At 50.5% G+C, this 19,921-nt stretch carries 30 protein-coding genes; 27 read left to right on the plus strand and 3 right to left on the minus strand.

Annotation, left to right across the window (positions count from 1 at the left end; genetic code table 11):
- Positions 1-2: 2 nt before the first annotated feature.
- The 6 genes from ACE6ED_RS13230 to ACE6ED_RS13255 all read left to right on the plus strand — a co-directional run bounded on the left by ACE6ED_RS13230 (position 3) and on the right by ACE6ED_RS13255 (position 2,391).
- On the plus strand, positions 3-167 hold the full coding sequence (locus ACE6ED_RS13230) for a hypothetical protein (RefSeq protein ID WP_410827637.1): 165 nt from the start codon (positions 3-5) through the stop codon (positions 165-167).
- Positions 164-502 (plus strand): hypothetical protein, encoded by a 339-nt coding sequence (locus tag ACE6ED_RS13235; protein ID WP_410827638.1) that lies wholly within the window; start codon positions 164-166, stop codon positions 500-502. The genes ACE6ED_RS13230 and ACE6ED_RS13235 overlap by 4 nt, the downstream gene beginning before the upstream one ends.
- Before the next feature lie 146 nt (positions 503-648).
- Positions 649-1,080 carry a hypothetical protein gene (locus tag ACE6ED_RS13240; RefSeq protein WP_410827639.1) on the plus strand — a complete coding sequence of 144 codons (432 nt, stop codon included), beginning with the start codon at positions 649-651 and terminating at the stop codon, positions 1,078-1,080.
- A 34-nt stretch (positions 1,081-1,114) separates the two neighbouring features.
- Entirely contained in the window at positions 1,115-1,693 is a 579-nt protein-coding gene (locus ACE6ED_RS13245) for an FmdB family zinc ribbon protein (RefSeq protein WP_410827640.1), read from the plus strand.
- The gene (locus ACE6ED_RS13250) at positions 1,690-1,872 is read left to right on the plus strand and encodes a hypothetical protein (RefSeq protein WP_410827641.1); all 183 of its coding nucleotides are present in this window, start codon (positions 1,690-1,692) and stop codon (positions 1,870-1,872) included. The genes ACE6ED_RS13245 and ACE6ED_RS13250 overlap by 4 nt, the downstream gene beginning before the upstream one ends.
- Positions 1,873-1,896: 24 nt before the next feature.
- On the plus strand, positions 1,897-2,391 hold the full coding sequence (locus tag ACE6ED_RS13255; RefSeq protein WP_410827642.1) for an XF1762 family protein: 495 nt from the start codon (positions 1,897-1,899) through the stop codon (positions 2,389-2,391).
- An 89-nt stretch (positions 2,392-2,480) separates the two neighbouring features.
- Here ACE6ED_RS13255 and ACE6ED_RS13260 read toward each other — a convergent pair whose 3' ends face one another.
- Positions 2,481-2,723 carry a hypothetical protein gene (locus ACE6ED_RS13260; RefSeq protein ID WP_410827643.1) on the minus strand — a complete coding sequence of 81 codons (243 nt, stop codon included), beginning with the start codon at positions 2,721-2,723 and terminating at the stop codon, positions 2,481-2,483.
- Between the two features lie 189 nt (positions 2,724-2,912).
- On the opposite strand from ACE6ED_RS13260, the gene ACE6ED_RS13265 reads away from it, so the two are divergent.
- The 4 genes from ACE6ED_RS13265 (at position 2,913) to ACE6ED_RS13280 (ending at position 5,607) form a co-directional block, all read left to right on the plus strand.
- Entirely contained in the window at positions 2,913-3,104 is a 192-nt protein-coding gene (locus ACE6ED_RS13265; RefSeq protein WP_410827644.1) for a hypothetical protein, read from the plus strand.
- 266 nt (positions 3,105-3,370) lie between these two features.
- Positions 3,371-3,904 carry a sigma factor-like helix-turn-helix DNA-binding protein gene (locus tag ACE6ED_RS13270; RefSeq protein WP_410827645.1) on the plus strand — a complete coding sequence of 178 codons (534 nt, stop codon included), beginning with the start codon at positions 3,371-3,373 and terminating at the stop codon, positions 3,902-3,904.
- A gap of 240 nt (positions 3,905-4,144) precedes the next feature.
- Positions 4,145-4,666, plus strand: a complete 522-nt coding sequence (locus tag ACE6ED_RS13275; protein WP_410827646.1) for a DUF6932 family protein — start codon at positions 4,145-4,147, stop codon at positions 4,664-4,666.
- Positions 4,663-5,607 (plus strand): hypothetical protein, encoded by a 945-nt coding sequence (locus ACE6ED_RS13280; RefSeq protein WP_410827647.1) that lies wholly within the window; start codon positions 4,663-4,665, stop codon positions 5,605-5,607. The genes ACE6ED_RS13275 and ACE6ED_RS13280 overlap by 4 nt, the downstream gene beginning before the upstream one ends.
- 51 nt (positions 5,608-5,658) lie before the next feature.
- Here the strand turns inward: ACE6ED_RS13280 and ACE6ED_RS13285 are convergent, their stop codons facing one another.
- Positions 5,659-5,907 carry a helix-turn-helix domain-containing protein gene (locus ACE6ED_RS13285; protein ID WP_410827648.1) on the minus strand — a complete coding sequence of 83 codons (249 nt, stop codon included), beginning with the start codon at positions 5,905-5,907 and terminating at the stop codon, positions 5,659-5,661.
- A gap of 386 nt (positions 5,908-6,293) precedes the next feature.
- On the opposite strand from ACE6ED_RS13285, the gene ACE6ED_RS13290 reads away from it, so the two are divergent.
- Both ACE6ED_RS13290 and ACE6ED_RS13295 read left to right on the plus strand, forming a co-directional pair.
- Complete coding sequence (locus tag ACE6ED_RS13290) at positions 6,294-7,307, plus strand: hypothetical protein (RefSeq protein WP_410827649.1); 1,014 nt, start codon at positions 6,294-6,296, stop codon at positions 7,305-7,307.
- Positions 7,308-7,406: 99 nt separating this feature from the next.
- Positions 7,407-7,763, plus strand: coding sequence for a hypothetical protein (locus tag ACE6ED_RS13295; protein WP_410827650.1), 357 nt, complete (start codon positions 7,407-7,409; stop codon positions 7,761-7,763).
- Here the strand turns inward: ACE6ED_RS13295 and ACE6ED_RS13300 are convergent.
- Positions 7,760-7,990, minus strand: coding sequence for a hypothetical protein (locus tag ACE6ED_RS13300; protein WP_410827651.1), 231 nt, complete (start codon positions 7,988-7,990; stop codon positions 7,760-7,762). The genes ACE6ED_RS13295 and ACE6ED_RS13300 overlap by 4 nt on opposite strands.
- Before the next feature lie 290 nt (positions 7,991-8,280).
- Here ACE6ED_RS13300 and ACE6ED_RS13305 point away from each other — a divergent pair, with 290 nt between their 5' ends.
- The 15 genes from ACE6ED_RS13305 (at position 8,281) to ACE6ED_RS13375 (ending at position 19,919) form a co-directional block, all read left to right on the plus strand.
- Positions 8,281-8,814 (plus strand): hypothetical protein, encoded by a 534-nt coding sequence (locus ACE6ED_RS13305; protein WP_410827652.1) that lies wholly within the window; start codon positions 8,281-8,283, stop codon positions 8,812-8,814.
- Positions 8,801-10,639 carry a phage terminase large subunit family protein gene (locus ACE6ED_RS13310; protein WP_410827653.1) on the plus strand — a complete coding sequence of 613 codons (1,839 nt, stop codon included), beginning with the start codon at positions 8,801-8,803 and terminating at the stop codon, positions 10,637-10,639. Before ACE6ED_RS13305 ends, ACE6ED_RS13310 begins: the two co-directional genes overlap by 14 nt.
- A gap of 348 nt (positions 10,640-10,987) precedes the next feature.
- Complete coding sequence (locus tag ACE6ED_RS13315) at positions 10,988-12,643, plus strand: phage portal protein (RefSeq protein ID WP_410827654.1); 1,656 nt, start codon at positions 10,988-10,990, stop codon at positions 12,641-12,643.
- Entirely contained in the window at positions 12,630-13,802 is a 1,173-nt protein-coding gene (locus ACE6ED_RS13320; protein ID WP_410827655.1) for a head maturation protease, ClpP-related, read from the plus strand. The genes ACE6ED_RS13315 and ACE6ED_RS13320 overlap by 14 nt, the downstream gene beginning before the upstream one ends.
- A gap of 5 nt (positions 13,803-13,807) precedes the next feature.
- On the plus strand, positions 13,808-14,176 hold the full coding sequence (locus ACE6ED_RS13325; RefSeq protein ID WP_410827656.1) for a head decoration protein: 369 nt from the start codon (positions 13,808-13,810) through the stop codon (positions 14,174-14,176).
- A gap of 17 nt (positions 14,177-14,193) precedes the next feature.
- Positions 14,194-15,336, plus strand: a complete 1,143-nt coding sequence (locus tag ACE6ED_RS13330; RefSeq protein ID WP_410827657.1) for a major capsid protein — start codon at positions 14,194-14,196, stop codon at positions 15,334-15,336.
- A 14-nt stretch (positions 15,337-15,350) separates the two neighbouring features.
- Entirely contained in the window at positions 15,351-15,665 is a 315-nt protein-coding gene (locus ACE6ED_RS13335; RefSeq protein ID WP_410827658.1) for a hypothetical protein, read from the plus strand.
- On the plus strand, positions 15,662-15,976 hold the full coding sequence (locus tag ACE6ED_RS13340; RefSeq protein WP_410827659.1) for a hypothetical protein: 315 nt from the start codon (positions 15,662-15,664) through the stop codon (positions 15,974-15,976). The genes ACE6ED_RS13335 and ACE6ED_RS13340 overlap by 4 nt, the downstream gene beginning before the upstream one ends.
- Entirely contained in the window at positions 15,973-16,545 is a 573-nt protein-coding gene (locus ACE6ED_RS13345; protein WP_410827660.1) for a phage tail protein, read from the plus strand. The genes ACE6ED_RS13340 and ACE6ED_RS13345 overlap by 4 nt, the downstream gene beginning before the upstream one ends.
- Positions 16,542-16,991: a hypothetical protein gene (locus ACE6ED_RS13350; protein ID WP_410827661.1), complete on the plus strand. Its 450-nt coding sequence runs from the start codon at positions 16,542-16,544 to the stop codon at positions 16,989-16,991. The genes ACE6ED_RS13345 and ACE6ED_RS13350 overlap by 4 nt, the downstream gene beginning before the upstream one ends.
- Complete coding sequence (locus ACE6ED_RS13355) at positions 16,988-17,401, plus strand: hypothetical protein (protein WP_410827662.1); 414 nt, start codon at positions 16,988-16,990, stop codon at positions 17,399-17,401. Before ACE6ED_RS13350 ends, ACE6ED_RS13355 begins: the two co-directional genes overlap by 4 nt.
- Before the next feature lie 2 nt (positions 17,402-17,403).
- A complete protein-coding gene (locus ACE6ED_RS13360) occupies positions 17,404-18,846 on the plus strand; it encodes a phage tail sheath family protein (RefSeq protein ID WP_410827663.1) in 1,443 nt (480 codons plus the stop codon).
- 15 nt (positions 18,847-18,861) lie between these two features.
- Positions 18,862-19,380, plus strand: coding sequence for a phage major tail tube protein (locus tag ACE6ED_RS13365; RefSeq protein WP_410827664.1), 519 nt, complete (start codon positions 18,862-18,864; stop codon positions 19,378-19,380).
- Positions 19,381-19,395: 15 nt separating this feature from the next.
- Positions 19,396-19,722, plus strand: coding sequence for a phage tail assembly protein (locus tag ACE6ED_RS13370; RefSeq protein ID WP_410827665.1), 327 nt, complete (start codon positions 19,396-19,398; stop codon positions 19,720-19,722).
- A 29-nt stretch (positions 19,723-19,751) separates the two neighbouring features.
- Complete coding sequence (locus ACE6ED_RS13375; protein ID WP_410827666.1) at positions 19,752-19,919, plus strand: hypothetical protein; 168 nt, start codon at positions 19,752-19,754, stop codon at positions 19,917-19,919.
- The last annotated feature ends 2 nt before the right edge of the window (positions 19,920-19,921 follow it).

The raw sequence follows: 19,921 nt of genomic DNA on the forward strand, positions 1-19,921 counted from the left end.
TTATGGATTTTAAAGCAGCCACAGATCAGGAACTGCAGGTCGTCCTACAGGACCTAAAGGCTACTCCATGGGACATCATTGCAGTCGAGGAAGAAATCAAACGCCGCAAACCTCACAAATGGGGTCGGGTACAAATCAAGATCAAGGAGGTGCCACGGAGGGCATGACTGATAGTTTTTATCGAGGATCACCTCACGCGGTTAAAGCCAGCAAACCGGAAATGCTCGAGCATGCTGAAGAGCTCAGGAGGATCATCGCCGCAACTGGCAACGAAGTCGAACTGATAGCTGTAAACGAGCTCTACAAGCGGAGTTTTGTCGGACGCGCCCTTTCAGGGTATGGATCAGGCCAGCTCCATTGCTACACCGTTATACCATACCACTCGGGCACGCAGGTCCGGCGAGAATATGAGTTCCGGGGAATCGGCGGCGACATCTGGGAGCAAGCCCCAAACTATGTGCAGTTAAAGGATCTGGAGCTCGGCCAAATGGAGTTATTTTAGGAGGCGATGACTTTGGAGACATGGGACGTCTTTAAGTGCGATTGTGGTCGCAAATACGCCATCTTACAGATCGAAGGGGACGAGCTGGAGGAACCAGCCTGCCCGGAGTGTGGGGAAACATACAGCAGTCTGATCGAGGATGAACAATGAAGCCTGCTGCCGAGCAAATGACGCTGTTTGATTTTCCGGAAGTTATTCAGTCTCCAGAAATAACGAAAACTCCGGCCCTCGAGCGAAAGACGTTGATCAAATGCGAATCCCGACCTCTCGATTTTGACAGTATTAAGATCGGATTGGTATGTGAAATTATCGCGGAAGATCCGCGCAAGGAAATGCTGCCGCGCTTGTATACCGAATCACAGTTAGGCAGGCGTGTTATTGTCACCGAACTATGCGAGTCCGAAGGCACTCGGTGGGTATGGGCATACGTGGCGAAGCCACACCGGTATCGTACAAACAGGAATGGGTCCAGGGTGTGCGAATACGATCCGAGCTGCATGACCAGTCCATATAAGGTCGAGTGGCTGCAGCTCCTTGATAACGAAACATCAAAATTGACGATGGAGTTGATTAAGTAAATTCGCTCCGCCCCAATTAAAGGAGGGATACAGGATGACACCAGAACGGAAAGAAACAACCAAGCTCAAAAAAGGCGACCGGGTAGTAATGCACACCTGCATAGAGGCAGAAACGCATAACGGCCGGATCTGGACGTGCAGCAGCGACCAATTTACGCGGGGGACTGGGGCGCTTGCTCAGGATTCTGTGTTTTTGGAGGGATTTAGCGGATTATTTGCGTCGGAGTATTTGCAGAAGGTAATACTGCCGACCGAAGACGAACGTTTGCTGGCTGCTCTGGAAGATGCAGAGCAACAGAAAACGGAGCTTTGGGAATGTGAAGACTGCGGCTTCAGTTTCAACGCAATTCACACGGACATGATTGATGGGAAAGACACAGGGGAACATAGTTGCCCGTTATGTGCTGAAGAACGCTTAGAAAAGGCGCTGACCGAGGCACAGCAGACCATAGCCCGACTAACCAAAGCGCTGGAAGAAGTAAAGAGCCTCATTCCTTTGATGCAGGAAGATTTGGAGTCGCCCAGCTTACGACACAATACCGGGAACATGATCATTATCAAGATAAACGCCGCCCTTGGGGAAGGAGCTAAGGAAGGGGAGAAGACGGAATGAACAAACCACCAATTGGATTACGACCACGGTATATCTGGGAAGACCTCCGTATCAAGGAAATTGAAGAGGCTATGCAGCGCTACGGTGAGGCAGGGTATGTGATACCACGAGAATGGCTGGAAGAACGATATGAACTCCACAAACGCCGGGAAGCGCGGGAAGGAGCTAAGGGAGCATGACACAGACACAGGGGGCGAATATCGATGCTCACTCTTCAACCGGTCAGCTTTGAGGAATCCTGCGCTTTCGTCCGGCAGCACCATCGGCACCATATCCCTCCGCAGGGCCACAAGTACAGCATCGCTGTTAGTGACGACAACAAGGTAGTCGGCGTGATGATGGTCGGCAGGCCAGTCGCTCGGCATTTAGATAATGACCGGACCTTAGAGGTTACACGCTGCTGCACGGACGGCACCAAGAATGCGGCATCCATGCTATACGGCGCAGCGTGGAGAGCAGCCAAGGCCCTCGGGTACCGCCGAATCATCACATACACGCTAAAGAATGAACCGGGGACAAGCCTCCGCGCAGCTGGATGGCGTTCACTTTACGAGAAACAGGGCGGAAGTTGGAACTGTCCGACACGTCCCAGGGTAGACAAGCATCCAACAGGGCAGAAGACGATAGGGGAGCAGATTTTAGAGGCGAAAGAATGTAACCGACCGAAGGCCACCAACCGACTATATAAGCCTGACTGAAGAGAGGCGGCATAGAGGAGGGCGAGAAGAGCAATAGACTTAAAAGAAGAAAGGGTGATTCTCCAGAGGACCACCCCATAGGTTTATTCTTACTTAATACCAGCCCATGCTGCAAGTCCAGGGAACAATTCTCTCATTGTAGAATCGCAACCTCCGCCGTTACCAATAGTGTTTTCATAATTGAGGATCCCAGCAGCGATAAAATTCAGCTGTGCTTTAGTGTAACTTTCTGCGGAATTAGGAACTTGAAATTTGCATGTACTAGTCATTCCGGATGCTTGAACTAGAATCATATCAGCCGCTTGTTTCATAACACCATTAGTTTTTAACATTTTTTCGCCTCCAATTATTTAACTTACGTCAATAGTATATCAAATGCGATTTTGGCGTTTTGTAGGCTCTGGAGACCGGCGAGAGGGCTCACGGGAAGGTATCTAGTAACAAAAGTGATGTCAAGTCTTTTTTTGTAAGTGAGAGTTGCTTGTTGTTAATTATAAAAATAAGCAAAGGGAGGGGAAGTAATGATAATTAAAACCACCCAAAACATCGATGTACCCACCGGCAGCATCGTATCCGGTGTTGGCTTTAGAGCTAAACAGGAGCGGGACGGCTATCGGGTAACTTTTGGGGAGCATAAAGGGGCTTATATCCCAGCCACGGCTGCAATGGTGATGGATATGTCTGGCGACAAGCGCCATAGGGGCAAGCGATGAAACTGAAGGCAATCAAAGCAGCCTTAGCAGCAGGCCACCGCCATTTTATCTACTACGGCGCCAGCAGGACGGCCAAGCCCGTATACGTCGAAGCTTACGGCGCTACATGGGTCAGAGTCCGGGCAAGCTACGGGCGGCCAATCTCCACTAATATGCGGACGTTTTCCGACGCGGTTAAATGCGTTTATATAGAAAAAAGCCCTGACGCAGCAGGGCAAGAATGATCAGTCCTCACAACCAATTATATCATGCAAAGGGGAATGAGGATGAGTATAGCACAGAGCGACCCTGTAACGTCGTATAAGGATCTCGGCCCGGCGGACATCCTGAATTACAAAATCTCCCTCAGAAAGGCCGAGAGGGCATACAGGCAAGCGCATAAGCGGGACGATGCAGATGATAAGAAGGTCATATCAGGCATGATATCCGATCTGGGATATACAATCGAATGGCTAAGCACGGGGCGGCAGCCGGGAAATAAGCGAGGGATTGAGCGGCGCGCCGGATACGAGCGGGAGATACTGTTGGATCCACTCAAGATGCAAGCGTTCGCCAGCCGCTCCACCGCCGGCAGCCCGAGTAATTTGACCGACGACCAGCGAGATAAGATCGAAGAGGCGCTGCGGTATCTCAGCCCGCGGCAACGGGAATGTTACATGCTGGCTCACGGTGAATGCTTTAGTCATGGACAGATTGCTAATTTACTGGGGATTACTTCCTCGTCTGTCCAAGGATACATTGAGGAGGCGCAGCGTCGAGTGAGCGAAGAACTGAAAAGAAATCTTTTCTTGTGGTTTTGACCCGTGTAAAAGCCCGCTATTAATAGGAAATAATTATAAGTCGGGCATTAATTATAGGTTTTGGATTTAGAGCTTCCGAAAGGAGGCTCTTTTTATAAATATTTTGAAAGATGCTGTACTATCTCGAAGGGGTATAACAACAAGTCTAAAGCATTAATATTCGTTGACTTAAGAATTGTTGAAGCTATAATAAGGGTTATTGAATCAATATTTTGGAAATAATGAAGGGGAAATATTATAATGCCTCAAGATTTCTTGGAAAACGGAAATCTATACCCCGGGATTCATCAATACAACATCGAAGAATTTGAACAACAATTTGTGCGTGATTTTACCGGGTCAACTCAAAGACCAATAATATATGAAAATTTTAAATACTGGCTAGGTCAACTTCTGCAAATCAAAGTGCCACGTTATATTTGGTTAGATGGCAGCTTTCTCACTCGTAAGCTTGACCCAAACGATATTGACCTTGTTGTCTTTTATGGGCCCGAGGATATCGAAAGCGAAGAGGAAGCTGAAAAGATTTTATATATAATTAGCAACCTTTCAAGGGAATTTCGATGTGACGCTTACTTTTGTCTCACGTTTAAACATTGGGATGAAGCAGAACAGCAAAGAGTTGATCCCAATCAAGCAACGAGAGAAACGTATTGGATGGGACAATTTGCGTTTGATAGATCTCGAGAGCCAAAGGGCATGGTCGAAATTATGAAGGACGAATTGTTATCCAAGATGATGATTGGGGGGATAGCTTCATGAACATCTTCGATAGCCTCGATAAACAGATAGCTAGTAGTTCTGATTATATCGCGGAAATACAAAGGATGAATCAAGCATTAGGCATACCCGATTTTCTGACAAAGTTAGAAATTAACTCTGTAGAAATGCGAATAACTGATCTTGAGAGGGTCAGGGAAGAAGAATGTATAAATAATGAATTCGAGGAATTAGAGGTAACTCTTTATCCTGAAGACTTACCTTCAGGAGAAGTGTCTGTTAGATCATTAGTGGCTGTTCTTGGAGGAGTTCAATCGCTCACTGACAATGTGGCAAATACCTTGTTTAATCAACGAAGTAACAGAGGTCCCATTCCACAAGAAATTATAGACAGAAATACATGGGTTCTTAAAGCCGTAAAAGCAGGCTCTTTTATTGCAGTTATTGAATTGGAGAACAATAAACAATTAACTTTTGAGGAACCACCCCAAAGACAAATAATCAACGAGTTGTTTAATCTCCTTTATGCATCAGATGAAGAAGAGTCTTTGCTTGAAGCCGCTTCGTATTTAGGGAAAAGAACATTGAGTCATTATACAGATTGGGCAAAGAGTATCAAAGAGCTTGGAATTCCGATTAATCTTAATTGGACTACCAGTGGGAGTCCAAAAAAAGCAACTGTTCAATTGGATCCGGAAAAAGCAGAGAGAATTTTTACAATACTTACAGATAAGCTGGAGAGTTCTGAAGAGGAAATAACCACGACAGGTAAGCTTACCGCAGTTAATGTAAGAACGGGGTCTTTCGAGTTTATGCCATATGAGGGAGAGATTTTTACCGGGAGAATTCCTAAGTTTCTGATACCTAAGGCTGCGAAGCATTTAGACAATCAATGTACTTTAGAAGTGTTAAAGGTAACTGCTAGAAGCACGGCAGGAAAGGAAAGTGTATCCTGGACACTTAAAGAGATTATGGAAAGTTAAAATACTAGAGCACTCAAAAGGTGCTCTTTTTTGCTGAGAAATCAGCCCAGCTTATTCGCTGGGCTGATCATCTTTAGGTTTGCGGTTATAGGAACTGACGGATTCCTGCAACTTTAACACATCAGAGCGAAGGAATAGACGTTCCCGGCCCACCGTCTTTATAGGAACCAGCCGGCCTTTCTGTACAAAATGATGGAGATTTTGCCGCGTGCAGTTCATGACCTCCATGGCTTCCGAGGTAAACAGGATGTTCTCTTCAACCCACTTACTCATTGCTTCCTGATTTTCAAATGGCGTCATTACCACTTCACCACCAGGATAATCAGGTTGATGATGCTTATGACCAGTGTGGCATAGGTTACCAGTTCTGTACTCTTGCGAGTCATGTTTTATCACTCCTGTCAGTATGTTATACTGGAAGAAAGACAGCCCTTGTTATTCACCCCCTACCGCCTGGCCCCTTTCGGGGCCGAGGTTTCGGGTTTACTACTTGAGCAGTAGCTTGATGAGGGTGAGGATTTGGACAATCAAGCCGATGATGCCAGTCGCCGACTTGATTTTGTTGTCCCTATCCTCTTTCTGTCTTTCTTTCCTTGTCTTCAATATTATCACCTCCTTATATATACATTATAGCATTTTGTTTTACGATTGTCAAACAAAATATACGCCATAAGTCCAATCTTTTTTTGATTGGGCTTTTTTATTTTCCGTTGAAAGGGGTGGGGAAAATCAATCCAGATAAGCTTATTTATTTGGGTCCGTCGCTAATCAATCATGGATTAATGACGGGCAGTGTATTTGTCGGTGATATACCTGAGACCCTCCGTCCGCTCCTGCAAGTCCCTGAGGTCAATATGCTGGTTGTGGACATTGGCCAGGTTGTAGAAACTACAAAGGCAATTAACCTTCATGGATCTGAACAGCAGAAGGCATACGCCTTCTTAACAAACATTGCAAAGGGGATGGGAAGCTTGAGTATCAAATATGAATCGTATCTAGGTAAGGTGTTGTTTATAGAAAACACTGAAGGGGAACTTGTAGCCGTTGGCCCTAATAATCCGTTGCCGATGTCTGGCGGTGGAAGTGGTGGCGGACCCGCTACTGTGACGGCGGACGACATCACAGACGCAACTGAATTGGGTAAGGCGATTCTCAAGGTAACAGACCCTGCAGCTGCTCGCACCGCAATCGGGGCAGGGACTTCCAATCTGGCTTTAGGTACAGGAGCCAACAATGCAAAGCCCGGCAACTATGCACCGAAGGTTGAGGAAATCAGCGATGCTTCGACCATTGGAAAGACGATCTTGAAAGGTACAGACGCTGCCGCAGTACGTACCGCCATTGGTGCAGGTACATCTAACCTTACGATTGGAACCACAGGAACAACAGCCAAGGCTGGGGATTACAAACCTGCTGCTGTTGACATCTCTGACGCTTCGGCAGTAGGGCGGCAAGTCCTGACTGCCACGGATGCAACTGCTGCCCGTACAGCAATTGGCGCGGGCACATCAAACCTTGTGATCGGCACAGGTGCGAACCAAGCGATGGCCGGAAATACTCCGATCCCAGCAGCACCGCCGCAAGGGACTGCAGCAGAACTCGAGGCAGGCACATCGACCACGCCGAAGCTATATTCGGCCAAGATGATTCATGACGAGATCGCCCGGCAGGTTGCGGCAGCACTCGGAACAACTGGATAATAAACGGGTGTTGGTGCAGGTGTTGATGTAAGTACATCAAATAGTATTGGTATTAGATCGTCTGACTCCAATGCATGGAAGACTGAAGGGGTGATATGGTTGGAAAGCGTGAATGTGAGCTGGGCGGGTTACATTAAAGAGGTGTGTGACCTCCTGCGACAAAATGAGTCCGCCATTGTGCAACACCAAAAGCTTATCGAAGAACGCGGATTGGATTTCTATGAAGCCGTATACGTCACTGGCGAAGCCCTTCGTCGCGTTTACGGGGAAGGGGCTCCTGACTATTTGACTACAGAAAGCAAACATGCTGATTTACCCAAGCATCGACAGCCAAAGAACATTGAAGAAAAGGCGTGGGAATTGTACCGCCAAATCCAGCACGAAGAACGGGAGACCGTGCTGGAAATTGGACAGTACCTTCAGGACCTGGCTTGCAACCTGAACTCCCGCTATTAATGAACTTTAACGCCGGTGAACAATTCTTCAAAAGTAGTAGAGACGACGACGGTGAGAAGCCCCTCTGCTTCTAATTGGCGAAGACTTGCTTTGAGTGCTTTAGTGTCGTCAGCTCCTCTAAGGCGACAGGCCGTGATAATGTCGGAGAATTTGACGAGCGGACCGTGATCTTTGTAATTGGACACTGGCAAGCTTCTGACCAGCGCATATAACTCTTCATTGTTCATAGTTACACCCCTTTACCCGTTGATAAAGTAAGACTGACAACTTGTTTTATTCGACGGGCGGAGGCGAATTCCCCTTGCTTTCCAGCCACGGGTCCTTCCGCGGGAGGCGAAGGGGTGCGGGTGCGCGTGAGCCCGAAATCTGGCTAGATACAAATTCAAAATGATCGCTTCGTTTCGGTATGCAGTAAAGTGTATAAAAAACCGTATATAATGTATAGAACGTAAACCCTTGTCCTGCAAGGGTTTTTTCGCATTTCGGGTTCACTTTTTTGGGAAAGGAGGGAAATGATTTGGCGAAATCAGGGGAACAGCAAAGCGAAATGACACTCACGGCGGTTCAACTGTCTGAACTGCTTGGATTGACACCGAGACGCGTACAGCAATTAGCCGAGGAAGGGATCATTGTCCGGAGCGGACGAGGAAAATACAATGCTGTCGGAAGTGTGCAGAACTACATGCGGTTTCAACGGGAGAATGGCAGTACCACATCCGAGGTGGATTATTTCGATGAACGTGCCCTGCATGAACGGGCAAAGCGGAAAAAGGCGGAGCTGGAGCTTGCGGTGATGCAAGGGGACCTACACCGATCGGGTGACGTGGAACTGGTCATGAACGACATGATTGCTGCTTTTCGTTCCCGGATTCTCGCCATGCCCTCCAAGCTTGCGCCTCAATTGGTGGGGAAAGACGAACTTCCGGTCATTTTGGAAATGCTGACTCGCGAAGTACACGAAGCGCTGACAGAGCTTTCGGAATACGACCCGCAGAAATTCTACGCCGCAAGCTCGGAATTCGTGGAGTTGAGCAACGATGATACCAGCTAAATTATCCAAGCTATTCCGCGGTGTCGCTAAGCTAGCCGCACCGCCTCCTGATTTAACCGTGTCCCAATGGGCCGATGCTTATCGCCGGCTTTCTGCGGAGGCATCCGCCGAACCAGGGCAATGGAGGACAAGCCGCGCCCCATTCCAGCGGGGAGTAATGGACGCCATTAACGACCCGCGCGTTCAGACCATTGTGATGATGTTCTCGGCACAGGTCGGCAAAACGGAAGTTCTGCTGAATACGATTGGCTACTTTGTCGACCATGACCCGGCGCCTATCATGATGGTTCAGCCAACCGAGCAAATGGGCGAGGCTTTTTCCAAGGATCGTCTGGCTCCCATGATCCGGGATACACCGACCCTTGGAAAGAAAATCCGCGATGTGAAGAGCCGGAGCGCTGGGAACACACTTATGCATAAAAAGTTTCCCGGCGGACACATCACCATCGCCGGGTCCAATGCTCCTGCTTCGCTTGCGTCTCGGCCGATCCGCGTTCTACTTCTTGATGAGGTGGATCGTTATCCGGCATCAGCGGGCACCGAGGGGGATCCGGTCAACCTGGCGACGAAGCGGACGACCACCTTCTGGAATCGAAAACGGATCATGGTCAGCACGCCGACAACCAAAGGCACCTCGCGGATTGAATTTGCTTACGAGGAAAGCAGCATGGAACAGTGGTGCTTGCCATGTCCGAGCTGCGGTGAAAAGCAGCCGCTGGAATGGGGACAAATCATTTACGACTACGATGAGGAGTCAAAGACAACCCGAACGGTGGACCATGCCTGCCGTACCTGCGGCGCTCTCCATGGGGAACATGATTGGAAAGCCGGAGAAGGCGAATGGATCGCACGGAAAGACAATGCCAAAACCCGCGGTTTCCATCTTAACGAGTTGGCAAGTTCCTTCGTGAGTTGGAAAGAGATTGTGCATAACTTCCGAGAAGCCTACAGAGGCGGTCCGGAAATGCTTAAGACCTGGACCAATACTTCACTGGCTCAAACTTGGGAAGAGACCGGCGACAAGCTGGATCACGAAGAACTGTATAAGCGGCGGGAGGACTATGGACCAGAAACCGATGTGCCGGAGGATGTGGTTTTACTGACCGCCGGCGTCGATACGCAAGACGATCGGTTAGAAGTGGAGGTTGTCGGATGGGGTTCGGGAAAAGAAAGCTGGGGCATTCAATATCATATCATCCACGGGAAGCCGGACCATCCGGAAACCTGGCAGCAGCTGGATGCTTATCTGGAAAGACCCTGGCTTCGGGCAGATGGAACACCGATGGTCGTGACCGCAGCATGCATTGACTCAGGCGGGCATCACACTACAGAGGTTTACAGATACTGCGCTAGCAGGGAACATCGCCGGATTTATGCCATAAAGGGCGAAGGTGGACCTGGAAAACCAATCATTATCGGATCCAGCCGGCGGAACCGGCAGAAATGTCTGCTGATTCGGGTTGGCGTCGATGCCGGTAAAGAACGGATCATGTCCAATCTGAAGCTGGAGGAAACCGGTCCCGGGTATTGCCACTTCCCAGCCGCCGCAGACAAAGGGTATTCCGCCCAATATTTCCGAGGGCTAACGTCGGAACGAAAGGTATTGCGCTTTGTGCGAGGGAAACCGCATTACGAGTTTGTCAAAACGACTGCCCGAAATGAGCCGTTTGACTTGCGGAACTATGCACTTACGGCCCTAGAGATTGTGCAGCCCATTTTCGAACAGTTGCTGCAGGCGGTCGGCGCACCGGCTCCGCAACCACACAAAAAGAAAACGGCCTCGAATGGTAAGAAACGGTTTGTCAAAAAACAAAACATTTGGTAGGTGGTTTAATGAATCAGCGGGTGCGGGAGCGCAGTAGACAGCGATTAGAATCGGTCATACGTCGCCTGGACGCATACTATGCAGCTGAAGAAGCAATCCTGGGGGGCGCTCAAGAATACAGCGTCGGGACTCGGAGGCTCCGCCGCGGCGATTTAAACGCGGTGCGCGAGGAGATCGAGAAGCTGGAGCAGCAGCGAGACGATCTGGAATGTGCAGTCGAACTAGGGAATGGAGGGCGAAAATCATATCGGGTCATTTACCGGGACTTGTAATAAGGTCAGGCGCAGCTGACAAATTGAACTATCACTAGGCGTGAACTGACCCGGTTTTGAAAGGAGGGATAAACTTGTGAATATTGTGGATAAAGCGGTTGCTTGGCTTTCTCCAGCTCGGGGATTAAAACGGGCGTCTGCGAGAGTGCACATGGCTGTGTTGCAGCAGTTCACAAATAGCGGGTATTCGCATTCGGGTGCCAGCAGACGCAAAAAGTCTATGCAGGGTTGGGAGAGCGACAGCCGCAGCCCGCAGGAGGACATCGGCAGCAACCTTCGGCTGTTGCGGGAACGCTCGCGGGACCTCTATATGAGCGGCGGGCTCGCGGCCGGAGCGATCAACAAGAATAAAAGTAACATCTTGGGCTCTGGCTTATCGCTGAAGTGCCAGCTCAATTACCGAATGCTGGGGTTAACGCCGGAGCAGGCGAAGGAATGGGAGGACAAAACTGAATTCGAGTTCGGCCTGTGGGCATCGTCGAAGATTGACCACACGGGCCTGAATGATTTTTATGACGCCCAGCGTATTGCGCTAACGGGGTGGCTACTAAATGGAGATGCCCTATCCATAGTCAAATATGCAGATCGGCCAGACCTGCTTAACCCATACCGGCTGCGCCTTCACTTGGTCGAAGCAGACCGGCTGAACAATCCCAGTCAGTTTAACGGCCTGCCAGCTTTTCCTTTAAGCGGGATTGAACCCGGTACCTTTACAGAACTGGAGGGCGGAGGCGCCATTCAAAACGGCGTCGAGACGGATGCCAGCGGGAAAGTCGTCGCCTATTGGATCAGCAATAAACATCCGAATTCCCTGCTGCCCACTCGTGGCGCTCTTTCTTGGGCACGCGTGGAGGCGATTAATACGGTGACGGGTCTGCCGAACTGTTTATTTATCGTGGATCCAGAGCGGCCGGACCAATATCGCGGGGTCCCCTATCTCGCACCGGTCATCGAACAGATTAAGCAGATGAACCGGTACGCTGATGCTGAGATTGCTGCGGCCATCGTTAACAGCTTTTTCGCTGCTTTTATCAAGGTGGAGAGCGGGGAGAAGGGGGATATTCCTTTTTCCAACTCGATTTCTGCTGAGGATCAGATTGATATGTCGCCAGAAGATCGACTCGCCAGCTATGAGCTGGGCCCGGGCACTATCAACGTCTTAGGAAAAGGTGAGGACGTAACATTCGGCGACCCTAAACACCCTACGGCCGGCTTTGATGCCTTTACAACAATGATGGCGAAGCTCGCCGGGTCTGCGCTGGACATGCCGTTCGAAGTGCTTCTTGGCGTGTTTAACAGTAGTTATTCAGCCAGCCGGGCCGCCCTGCTTCAAGCCTGGAGGACGTTCCGGGATCGGCGGGACTGGTTCGCAGCGGACTTTTGTCAGCCTCTATATGAAACGTGGCTCTTCGAAGCCGTATCCACCGGGCGCATTCAAGCACCCGGATTTTTTGCGGACCCTGCTCGCCGAAAGCTTTGGAGTTCCGCCCTATGGATCGGGCCAAGCCCTGGACAAATTGACCCAATCAAAGAGGTAACAGCGTCGGCTATGCGGATTAATTACGGATTTTCCACGTTCGAGAAAGAGACTAGCGAGCTGACCGGCATGGACTGGGATTCAAATATTGATGTGCTCCGCCGGGAATGGGAGACGCGCGCCGGGTTGCCAAATATCAATAATCCAAGTATGGGACCTGAAGAAGGAGGTGAAAAAGAAGATGCCAATGCCTAAGCTGAAATTTTGGAACATTGTCAACAGCGGCGAGGATGATGCTGAACTGTACATTTACGGCACCATTACCAACGGAGACGGCTGGATCTATGAGTCATTTGGCATGGAGGCGACCGACCAGGTAGAGTTTATCCGCGAGCTGAATGCACTCGGTGAGAAGAAAAACCTTGCGGTCTACATTAATAGCGACGGCGGTGACGTGTATGCAGCCCATACCATTCACAATGTTCTGAGACGCAACAAAGCACATGTAACGGTATATGTGGATGGTATAGCCGCTTCCGCAGCAAGCGTAATTGCTATGGCTGCCGACAAGCTAATAATGCCCGTCAACGCTACACTGATGATTCATGATCCACTGATCGGCATCAACGGCTATTTTAATGCCTCAGACCTTGCCGGTATGAAAGAACTGCTTGACCAAATCAAAGGCTCAATCGTTGCTGCGTATGCGGCAAAGGCCAACCTTTCCGAGAAGGAAATCTCCAAGCTGATGACAGCCGAAACTTATCTTACCGGAAAACAGGCCTATGAAATGGGCTTTGCCGACGAGGTGCTGTATGACAAAACCGTGGAAGTCGTCAATGCCGGACAATATGTCATTGTAAATTCACTGGCCGTTAAAGGTCATCCATTTTCGAAATTAAAAGGAGAGGATCCCATGCAAGGAACAGGAACTAATCAACCAACCAGCTCCATTAATACACCATCGCCACAGGCTGCGGCAACGCCGTCTGCTATTTCATCTAACCTATCACCGGTTGCAGCCCCGCAAAACGTCGCTCCTCAGGTCGCGGCAGCTGGAAATGGAGCTGCAGAAGCAGCCGCCCAAGAACGGGAACGTTTGAAAGCCATCGACGCCATTGCAGGTAACATTGATCCTCAATTAGTGAACGATGCCAAGTATGTCAATCCAATCAGTGCGGAACAGCTTGCCTTTAAGGCGATGAACGAAGGGAAGATGCTGAACGCCGGCTTATTCACTCAGGCGGTCGCTGCCAACCAAGCAGCCGGTACGGGCGAAGTTCAGGCCCAGCCGCTGGCCCAGGTTCAAGAGAAAGAGTATGACCTAAACAACCTGCAGGACATCAACACCATTTTTAATACGTTTGCCGCGGCCGCTCAGGTTGAACGTCCGCAAAATATTAGAAGGGGGTAATAACATTGCCTATCATTGAACGTTTTGACAATGCTGCGTTGCAGCACTTTTTTGCCGGGACCGAGGTTTCCGCCCTGACTACATCCGTTACGCTGGCGCCTGATCAAGGTGTTTTGCTCAAGGGCTCGGTTCTCGGTACCTTGGCAACGGGCGGTCAGGCGAAGCTAGTGAATAAGACAGCAACAGACGGGAGTCAGGTTGCGCGCTATGTTTTGGCAGAGACCGTGGATACGGCTGGAGAAGCCGTCGAAGTGGTCGTATTTAAATCTGGCGTCTTTAACGGTGATGTTTTGACCGTAGCCAAAGGTGATACCGTACAGGCCCACGCAGAAGAACTGCGGCAAGGGAATATTCATTTCCGGTTTGACTATTAAAAGGGGGAATACAGATCATGAAATTGAAACAGAGCAGCATTATCAATCGTCTGCAGCGTGGCGTTGCCCGGCCGCAGAATGCCGCTTTTGACGGCAGCATCAGCATTAACGAACCGCAAACGATGGGGCGGATGACTTCCCGCCGTCTCCCGGTAACCACGTTTTTGCGTGATAACTATTTCCCTTCCTTCTCTACGTTTCCAACCAAACATGTGATGTTGGACTTTGTGAAAAATAAACAGCGTATTGCTCCCTTTATCGCGGAAGGATCACGCCCAATTAACATACGGCGTGACGGGTACCGGACGGAGATTTACACCGCGCCGTTCATTAACATCTCTCGGCCGTATGACACCGATCTGCTGCAAGGCCGCCTCCCGGGCGAAAGTGTATTTGGCGGTATGACTCCGGAAGAGCGGGCGCTAGTTCTGATGCAGAACGACTATAACGAACTGGATGATATGATTGTACGCCGTGAAGAAGTGATGATTGCCCAATTGATGCAGACGGGCAGAGTGACGGTCAGCGGCTATGTTGATGACACGGCGACGAAGGTCCGAGAGGACACGGTCGATTATCAATTCGACAATGTTATCAATTTGGTCGGCGCAGCACAGTGGAGCCAAGGAACGTCGAACAAATATAACGATTTGGCTGAAGCGGTAACGTTGGTACGGCAAGCCGGATACAACCCGGAAAGAGTGCTGCTCGGTGAAAATGCCGCTCGGAACATCTTGGCTGACGATGTGTTTTTAAAACGTCATATGGATCTCCGGTATGCACAGTTTGGGACGTTCAACCCGCAGCTCAACATTCAAAACGGCAACGGCTATGCTTATCTTGGCCGCTTGACAGAGCTTGGTGTTGATCTTTTTGTATATCATGCCTGGTACTTCGACGATGCAACCGGAAAGCTGAAGCCGTATATCGAGCCTGATAAAGTCATTGTCGGCAGCATGGATCTGGGCGAAATGCTGTACGGAGCGAACACAGTAATTCCTGAAGGCGATATCAACTTTAGAACGATTGAAGCCCCGCGGGTGTCCAAAGTGGTGGTTAATCGGAACGATGACACTAAGTCGCTGATCTTGAAATCTCGCCCGCTGCCAAAGCCGTTTGATATTGATTCCTGGGCCGTCATCAACACGGTTGCACAATAAGGGAGGTAATGAATTTGAAATATCAGGTGAATAGAGGCTTTGTAAAGCATGAAGGAGTCCTGTATCCGCGGGGTTCCTTTTTTAATGCGGATCCTGAAGAGGTACACTACCTTATCGATGGTAAATTCATTGCTACCGCCGCGGCTGGTGGAGTGGAAGAACCTCCTGCCCTTCCTCCTGAGGAAGAGGAACTTCCCACACCGGAGGAGTTTGGGAAACTGAAATCGACCGAGCAGAAGGAGTTACTGCTTGAATTGGGAATCGACCCGGAATCCGGCGCCGAAGGTCGACAGAAGCAATATGCCGAGTATTATGAGCAGGCGGAATGAAGACGTTCAAGGAATATCTGGCCAATGACCGGTCGGTATTTTTGAATCCGGCTGAATTTGGCGATCTTTTTATAATTAATGGCCGCGAAATGGCTGCGGTGCTCGACCAGTCGGCCGACTCTGAACATCCATGGGCGGGAGAAGACGGCGTATCAGTCATTACCCATACGCTGTATCTAAGCCTGGAGGACTTCGGCGAGGAGCCTGAGCAGAATGAAAGGGTTGTTGTTAACGGGAAGCGATTCCGCATCGAACGCGTGGAAGCCAATATGGGCATGCTGGCTCTTGGATTGGAGGCCAATGTCACATGATTGATCTCAGAGGGGAAACCCGCGGCGTCCGTGACGCGCTGCGCCGAGTGGGCGCACTGGATAGCGATGTACGAAAGGCCGTCTATTCCGCCTTAAATCGGGTTTCCCAACGGGTCAAAACGGAGTCGGGGCGGAAGGTTCGGGAAACATACGTCACCAAGGCCAAAACGGTGACAGAACAGGTCGTTATGCGTCGCGGTAGCGTCTCAAGCCTGTCCAGTGAGCTGCGCTGGAAAGGCGGAAACATCCCACTCCTCCAGTTCCGCACAAATCCAAAGGCACCGACGCCAGGCCGTCCAGCCCGACCAGTGCGTGCTGCGGTCAAGCGGGCCGGCGGAAACAAAAAGGTGGACGGAGCATTCTTGGCCCGGATGGGTAGCGGTCATGTCGGCGTTTTTCGGCGGAGTGGCCGCCGCAGGTTGCCCGTTGAGGAGCTGTATGGTCCAGCCGTACCGGTCATGCTTAATAATGAGGAGATTGTCGAGCATCTGGAACGTTTCGCGGCTGATGAAATGGACAAGCGGTTGGAACATGAACTGAACCGCCGTTTGGGAGGAGGAACATCATGACGCCCGTTTTGTTGATGATGGCACTGCAGAAATTCTTGCGGGAGGCCTTATCAGACGACGTGCTGATCGGGGATGCAGTACGCCCCCCGGCCGTACACCTTGGCGCATTGCCGAGCAAGACGGCCGATAACCGTGACGATCCCGTATATCCTCTGATCATCATTCGCCCAATTGAAGGTGACAGCGATAAGGAGACGTCCACCGTACAGATTAAACTGATCTTTGGCACACAATCCGACGACGATTCCGGGTTCATTGATGTGCTGAACCTGATGGAACGAGTCCGCATTCTTCTGATGCGGCAGCGAATCATTGATAAGAAATACCGGATTGAGCCGAGTTGGAAATGGGAATTTCTCGAAGACCAACCGGAACCGCAGTGGATCTGCCGGGCGACTACGACCTGGCAGCTGCCGCAAATTAGACAGGAGGGACTCAATATATGAGCCGGAACACAAGAACGAAAGAAGAACAGCGGGAAGAAGGGGTATCGCAGCTGGATGCAGTCATCCTGCCGGAAGATACGGCAACTAAAACGACAGAAGGTTCCCCTGATTTCGACAGCAAAATCACAGGATTTACCCCACAGGAATTGCCAGTGGCCGATTCTCCGGTGGCTGAACCAACGGGACAGCTGATTTATCTGGGGCCAAATCTGCCGGGAGGCCGGTTGCTGCAGTCTACTGTTTTTCGCGGGGGAATTCCAGCGTATCTGCTGCCGCTGATGGAGGAACAAAATGAGGTACGCACGCTGGTCGTTCCACTGAATGAAATGAGCGATGTCCAGGCCCGGATTCTGAAAACCGGGACGGCCGAGTATATCGCCTATCAAACGCTGCTCAAGAGGGGGCAATAACGATGGCATTTAAGCACGGTGTAACAATTATTGAACAGCCGACATCGGTCCTGGCGCCGGTCACAGCAACAAGCGGCATCCCGTTTGTTGTCGGTACGGCACCAGTCAACCTTGCGTCGGTTCCGGCTGTGAATACTCCTGTTCTGGCTCATACGTATGCAGAGGCCGTGGCAGCTCTCGGATATTCAGAAGACTGGGCTTCGTATACGCTCAGTGAATTTTTGAACTCGCATTTTTCACTGTACCAGATGGCGCCGGTTATCCTGGTTAATGTACTCGATCCAGCAGTGCATAAAAAGGCTGTAGCCGCATCAACTGTTCCTGTTCTAAGCCGGATTGCTACGGTGCATGATGTGGGCGTTCTGCTTTCGTCGCTGGTGGTTAAATCTGCCGACGGAACGACGACCTATGCGGCAGGTACGGATTATATTGCAGCGTTCGATGAAGACGGCCATGTGCTGATCACTACACTTGCAGCTGGTACGATCCCGGCGAACGCTCCGGAACTTTCCGTCGCTTATGACAAGCTCGATCCGAAAGCCGTGGGTGCGGCCGACATTATCGGTGGGGTGAATGTTAGCGGTACGTATACCGGATTTGAACTGATTAACCAGGCATTCCCGCGTTTTGGCGTGCTGCCTGATTTGCTGCTGGCCCCGGGATGGTCGCATTTTTCTGAAGTGGCTGCCGTCATGAAGGCGAAAGCCGGAAATATTAATGGCAATTTTAAGGCTATGGCGCTGACCGACTTGGATGCTGCGCAACCTTATACGGATGCTGGTGCATGGAAGTCGGACAACAATTATACCGGTACGCTGCAAATCGCTACGTATCCGAAGCTGACGCTTGGAGAGAAGCAGTATCACTACTCCACACAGCTTGCCGGATTGATTGCAAGGACAGACTCGGAAAACGGCGGAATCCCTTTCGTCTCCCCTTCGAATAAGTCTTTGCAAGCGGACGGCACGGTGCTAGCCGATGGTACTCCGCTGCATCTGGGCATAGACCAAGCGGGGTACCTTAACAGTCAAGGCATTATGACAGCAGTTAATCTCGGAGCCAGCGGCTGGCGGAGCTGGGGAAACAATACCGGAGCGTATCCTGGAAACACAGACCCCAAGGACAGCTTCATCCCGGTACGGCGCATGTTTAACTGGATCGGCAATAGCTTGATCCTTACCTACATGCAAAAAGTTGATTCCCCGATGAACATACGCCTGATTGAGGCTGTGACGGATTCGATCAATATTTGGCTGAACGGACTAACCTCAACTGGAGCGCTGCTTGGCGGCCGGGTGGAATTTTTGGCGAGTGAAAATCCGACTACTGATCTTATGGCCGGGAAAATTACATTCCACCTCTTTATCACCCCACCTGGACCAGCCCAAGAAATCAATTTTGTGCTCGAATACGACGCATCTTATTTGGCTGCCCTGGCAGCGTAAAGGAGGACATAACTTATGGTTGTAAGATCAGAACGAATAACTGAGTTTTCGGTGTTTAAAGATGGAACGGAATATCTCGGGGTAGCCACAGCAGATCTGCCCGAGATCACCTTCCTTTCCGACACGATTAAAGGAGCGGGTATTGCTGGCCAGCTTGAGGCCCCTTCACGCGGGTTGGTCGACTCATTAACCCTGACACTTAACTGGCGCACAATAGAAGAAGGGTCGCTAAAGCTCCTTGCTCCCATCGTACACTCTATTGATTTGCGGGGGAGTATCGAGCGATTCAATACAGCAACGGATGCGTACGAAGAAGTTCCCATCAAAGTAACAACGCGCGGCCGGCCGCTTTCCGGCGGGCTTGGCGGGCTTGAAGCAGCTGCAACGATGGACTCCTCTAATTCGTTTTCGCTGTCCTATCTGAAAGTGTCGATTGACAACAAGGAGTACATCGAGATCGACAAACTGAATTATATTTACAAGGTTTTCGGCAATGACTATCTGGCGCAGATGCGGAAAAATCTGGCGCTGTAAAGGAGCGGAAATAAAGTGGCAGATCAAGAAAAGGATATAGCAGTAGAGGAGGTGGCAGAGAAGGTATACACCTTCTCCCGCCCCGTTTTGTTTGACGAGGAAGAGCACACGACTCTGAACTTGGACTTTGAAAAGCTGACAGGTACAGATGTAGAAGTATGCTTGCGTCAATATCGCGCAGAGCAAAAGGGAAGTATCGGCCTTACACCAGAAACGGACAAGGCCTACCAAGCACATATCGTTGCCAAAGCGGCCGGCGTGCATGTCGGTTTGATCCGGGCAGCCAGCGCCAAAGATTATACTCGCCTGACACTGAGGGCTCAAAATTTTTTGCTTCTGTAGGTGTGGGCAGCGGGCTGCGGCAAAATATTATGGCACTTGCTCGCCTGACCTACACGCCAATTCCGTTTTATCTCTCCCTACCACTGGGCGAGCTGATGGAGTATATGGACGAGGCGGTGGCGATGATGCAGCAAAAGGCGGATCGCCCGCTGCCGCAGCCGGCCAAGCGACCGGTCCGGAAAGCAAGGAGGAGGTAGTA

Source organism: Paenibacillus nanchangensis, assembly GCF_046543445.1.
Lineage (GTDB): Bacteria > Bacillota > Bacilli > Paenibacillales > Paenibacillaceae > Paenibacillus_AQ > Paenibacillus_AQ nanchangensis.

Coding starts and splice junctions, on each gene's coding strand:
- ACE6ED_RS13350 (WP_410827661.1), top strand. CDS start 16,542: ATGACGCCCGTTTTGTTGATGATGGCACTGCAGAAATTCTTGCGGGAG.
- ACE6ED_RS13270 (WP_410827645.1), top strand. CDS start 3,371: ATGAGTATAGCACAGAGCGACCCTGTAACGTCGTATAAGGATCTCGGC.
- ACE6ED_RS13275 (WP_410827646.1), top strand. CDS start 4,145: ATGCCTCAAGATTTCTTGGAAAACGGAAATCTATACCCCGGGATTCAT.
- ACE6ED_RS13330 (WP_410827657.1), top strand. CDS start 14,194: ATGAAATTGAAACAGAGCAGCATTATCAATCGTCTGCAGCGTGGCGTT.
- ACE6ED_RS13250 (WP_410827641.1), top strand. CDS start 1,690: ATGAACAAACCACCAATTGGATTACGACCACGGTATATCTGGGAAGAC.
- ACE6ED_RS13345 (WP_410827660.1), top strand. CDS start 15,973: ATGATTGATCTCAGAGGGGAAACCCGCGGCGTCCGTGACGCGCTGCGC.
- ACE6ED_RS13255 (WP_410827642.1), top strand. CDS start 1,897: ATGCTCACTCTTCAACCGGTCAGCTTTGAGGAATCCTGCGCTTTCGTC.
- ACE6ED_RS13300 (WP_410827651.1), bottom strand. CDS start 7,990: ATGAACAATGAAGAGTTATATGCGCTGGTCAGAAGCTTGCCAGTGTCC.
- ACE6ED_RS13365 (WP_410827664.1), top strand. CDS start 18,862: ATGGTTGTAAGATCAGAACGAATAACTGAGTTTTCGGTGTTTAAAGAT.
- ACE6ED_RS13265 (WP_410827644.1), top strand. CDS start 2,913: ATGATAATTAAAACCACCCAAAACATCGATGTACCCACCGGCAGCATC.
- ACE6ED_RS13280 (WP_410827647.1), top strand. CDS start 4,663: ATGAACATCTTCGATAGCCTCGATAAACAGATAGCTAGTAGTTCTGAT.
- ACE6ED_RS13230 (WP_410827637.1), top strand. CDS start 3: ATGGATTTTAAAGCAGCCACAGATCAGGAACTGCAGGTCGTCCTACAG.
- ACE6ED_RS13355 (WP_410827662.1), top strand. CDS start 16,988: ATGAGCCGGAACACAAGAACGAAAGAAGAACAGCGGGAAGAAGGGGTA.
- ACE6ED_RS13260 (WP_410827643.1), bottom strand. CDS start 2,723: ATGTTAAAAACTAATGGTGTTATGAAACAAGCGGCTGATATGATTCTA.
- ACE6ED_RS13340 (WP_410827659.1), top strand. CDS start 15,662: ATGAAGACGTTCAAGGAATATCTGGCCAATGACCGGTCGGTATTTTTG.
- ACE6ED_RS13360 (WP_410827663.1), top strand. CDS start 17,404: ATGGCATTTAAGCACGGTGTAACAATTATTGAACAGCCGACATCGGTC.
- ACE6ED_RS13375 (WP_410827666.1), top strand. CDS start 19,752: ATGGCACTTGCTCGCCTGACCTACACGCCAATTCCGTTTTATCTCTCC.
- ACE6ED_RS13235 (WP_410827638.1), top strand. CDS start 164: ATGACTGATAGTTTTTATCGAGGATCACCTCACGCGGTTAAAGCCAGC.
- ACE6ED_RS13310 (WP_410827653.1), top strand. CDS start 8,801: ATGATACCAGCTAAATTATCCAAGCTATTCCGCGGTGTCGCTAAGCTA.
- ACE6ED_RS13245 (WP_410827640.1), top strand. CDS start 1,115: ATGACACCAGAACGGAAAGAAACAACCAAGCTCAAAAAAGGCGACCGG.
- ACE6ED_RS13240 (WP_410827639.1), top strand. CDS start 649: ATGAAGCCTGCTGCCGAGCAAATGACGCTGTTTGATTTTCCGGAAGTT.
- ACE6ED_RS13285 (WP_410827648.1), bottom strand. CDS start 5,907: ATGACGCCATTTGAAAATCAGGAAGCAATGAGTAAGTGGGTTGAAGAG.
- ACE6ED_RS13320 (WP_410827655.1), top strand. CDS start 12,630: ATGCCAATGCCTAAGCTGAAATTTTGGAACATTGTCAACAGCGGCGAG.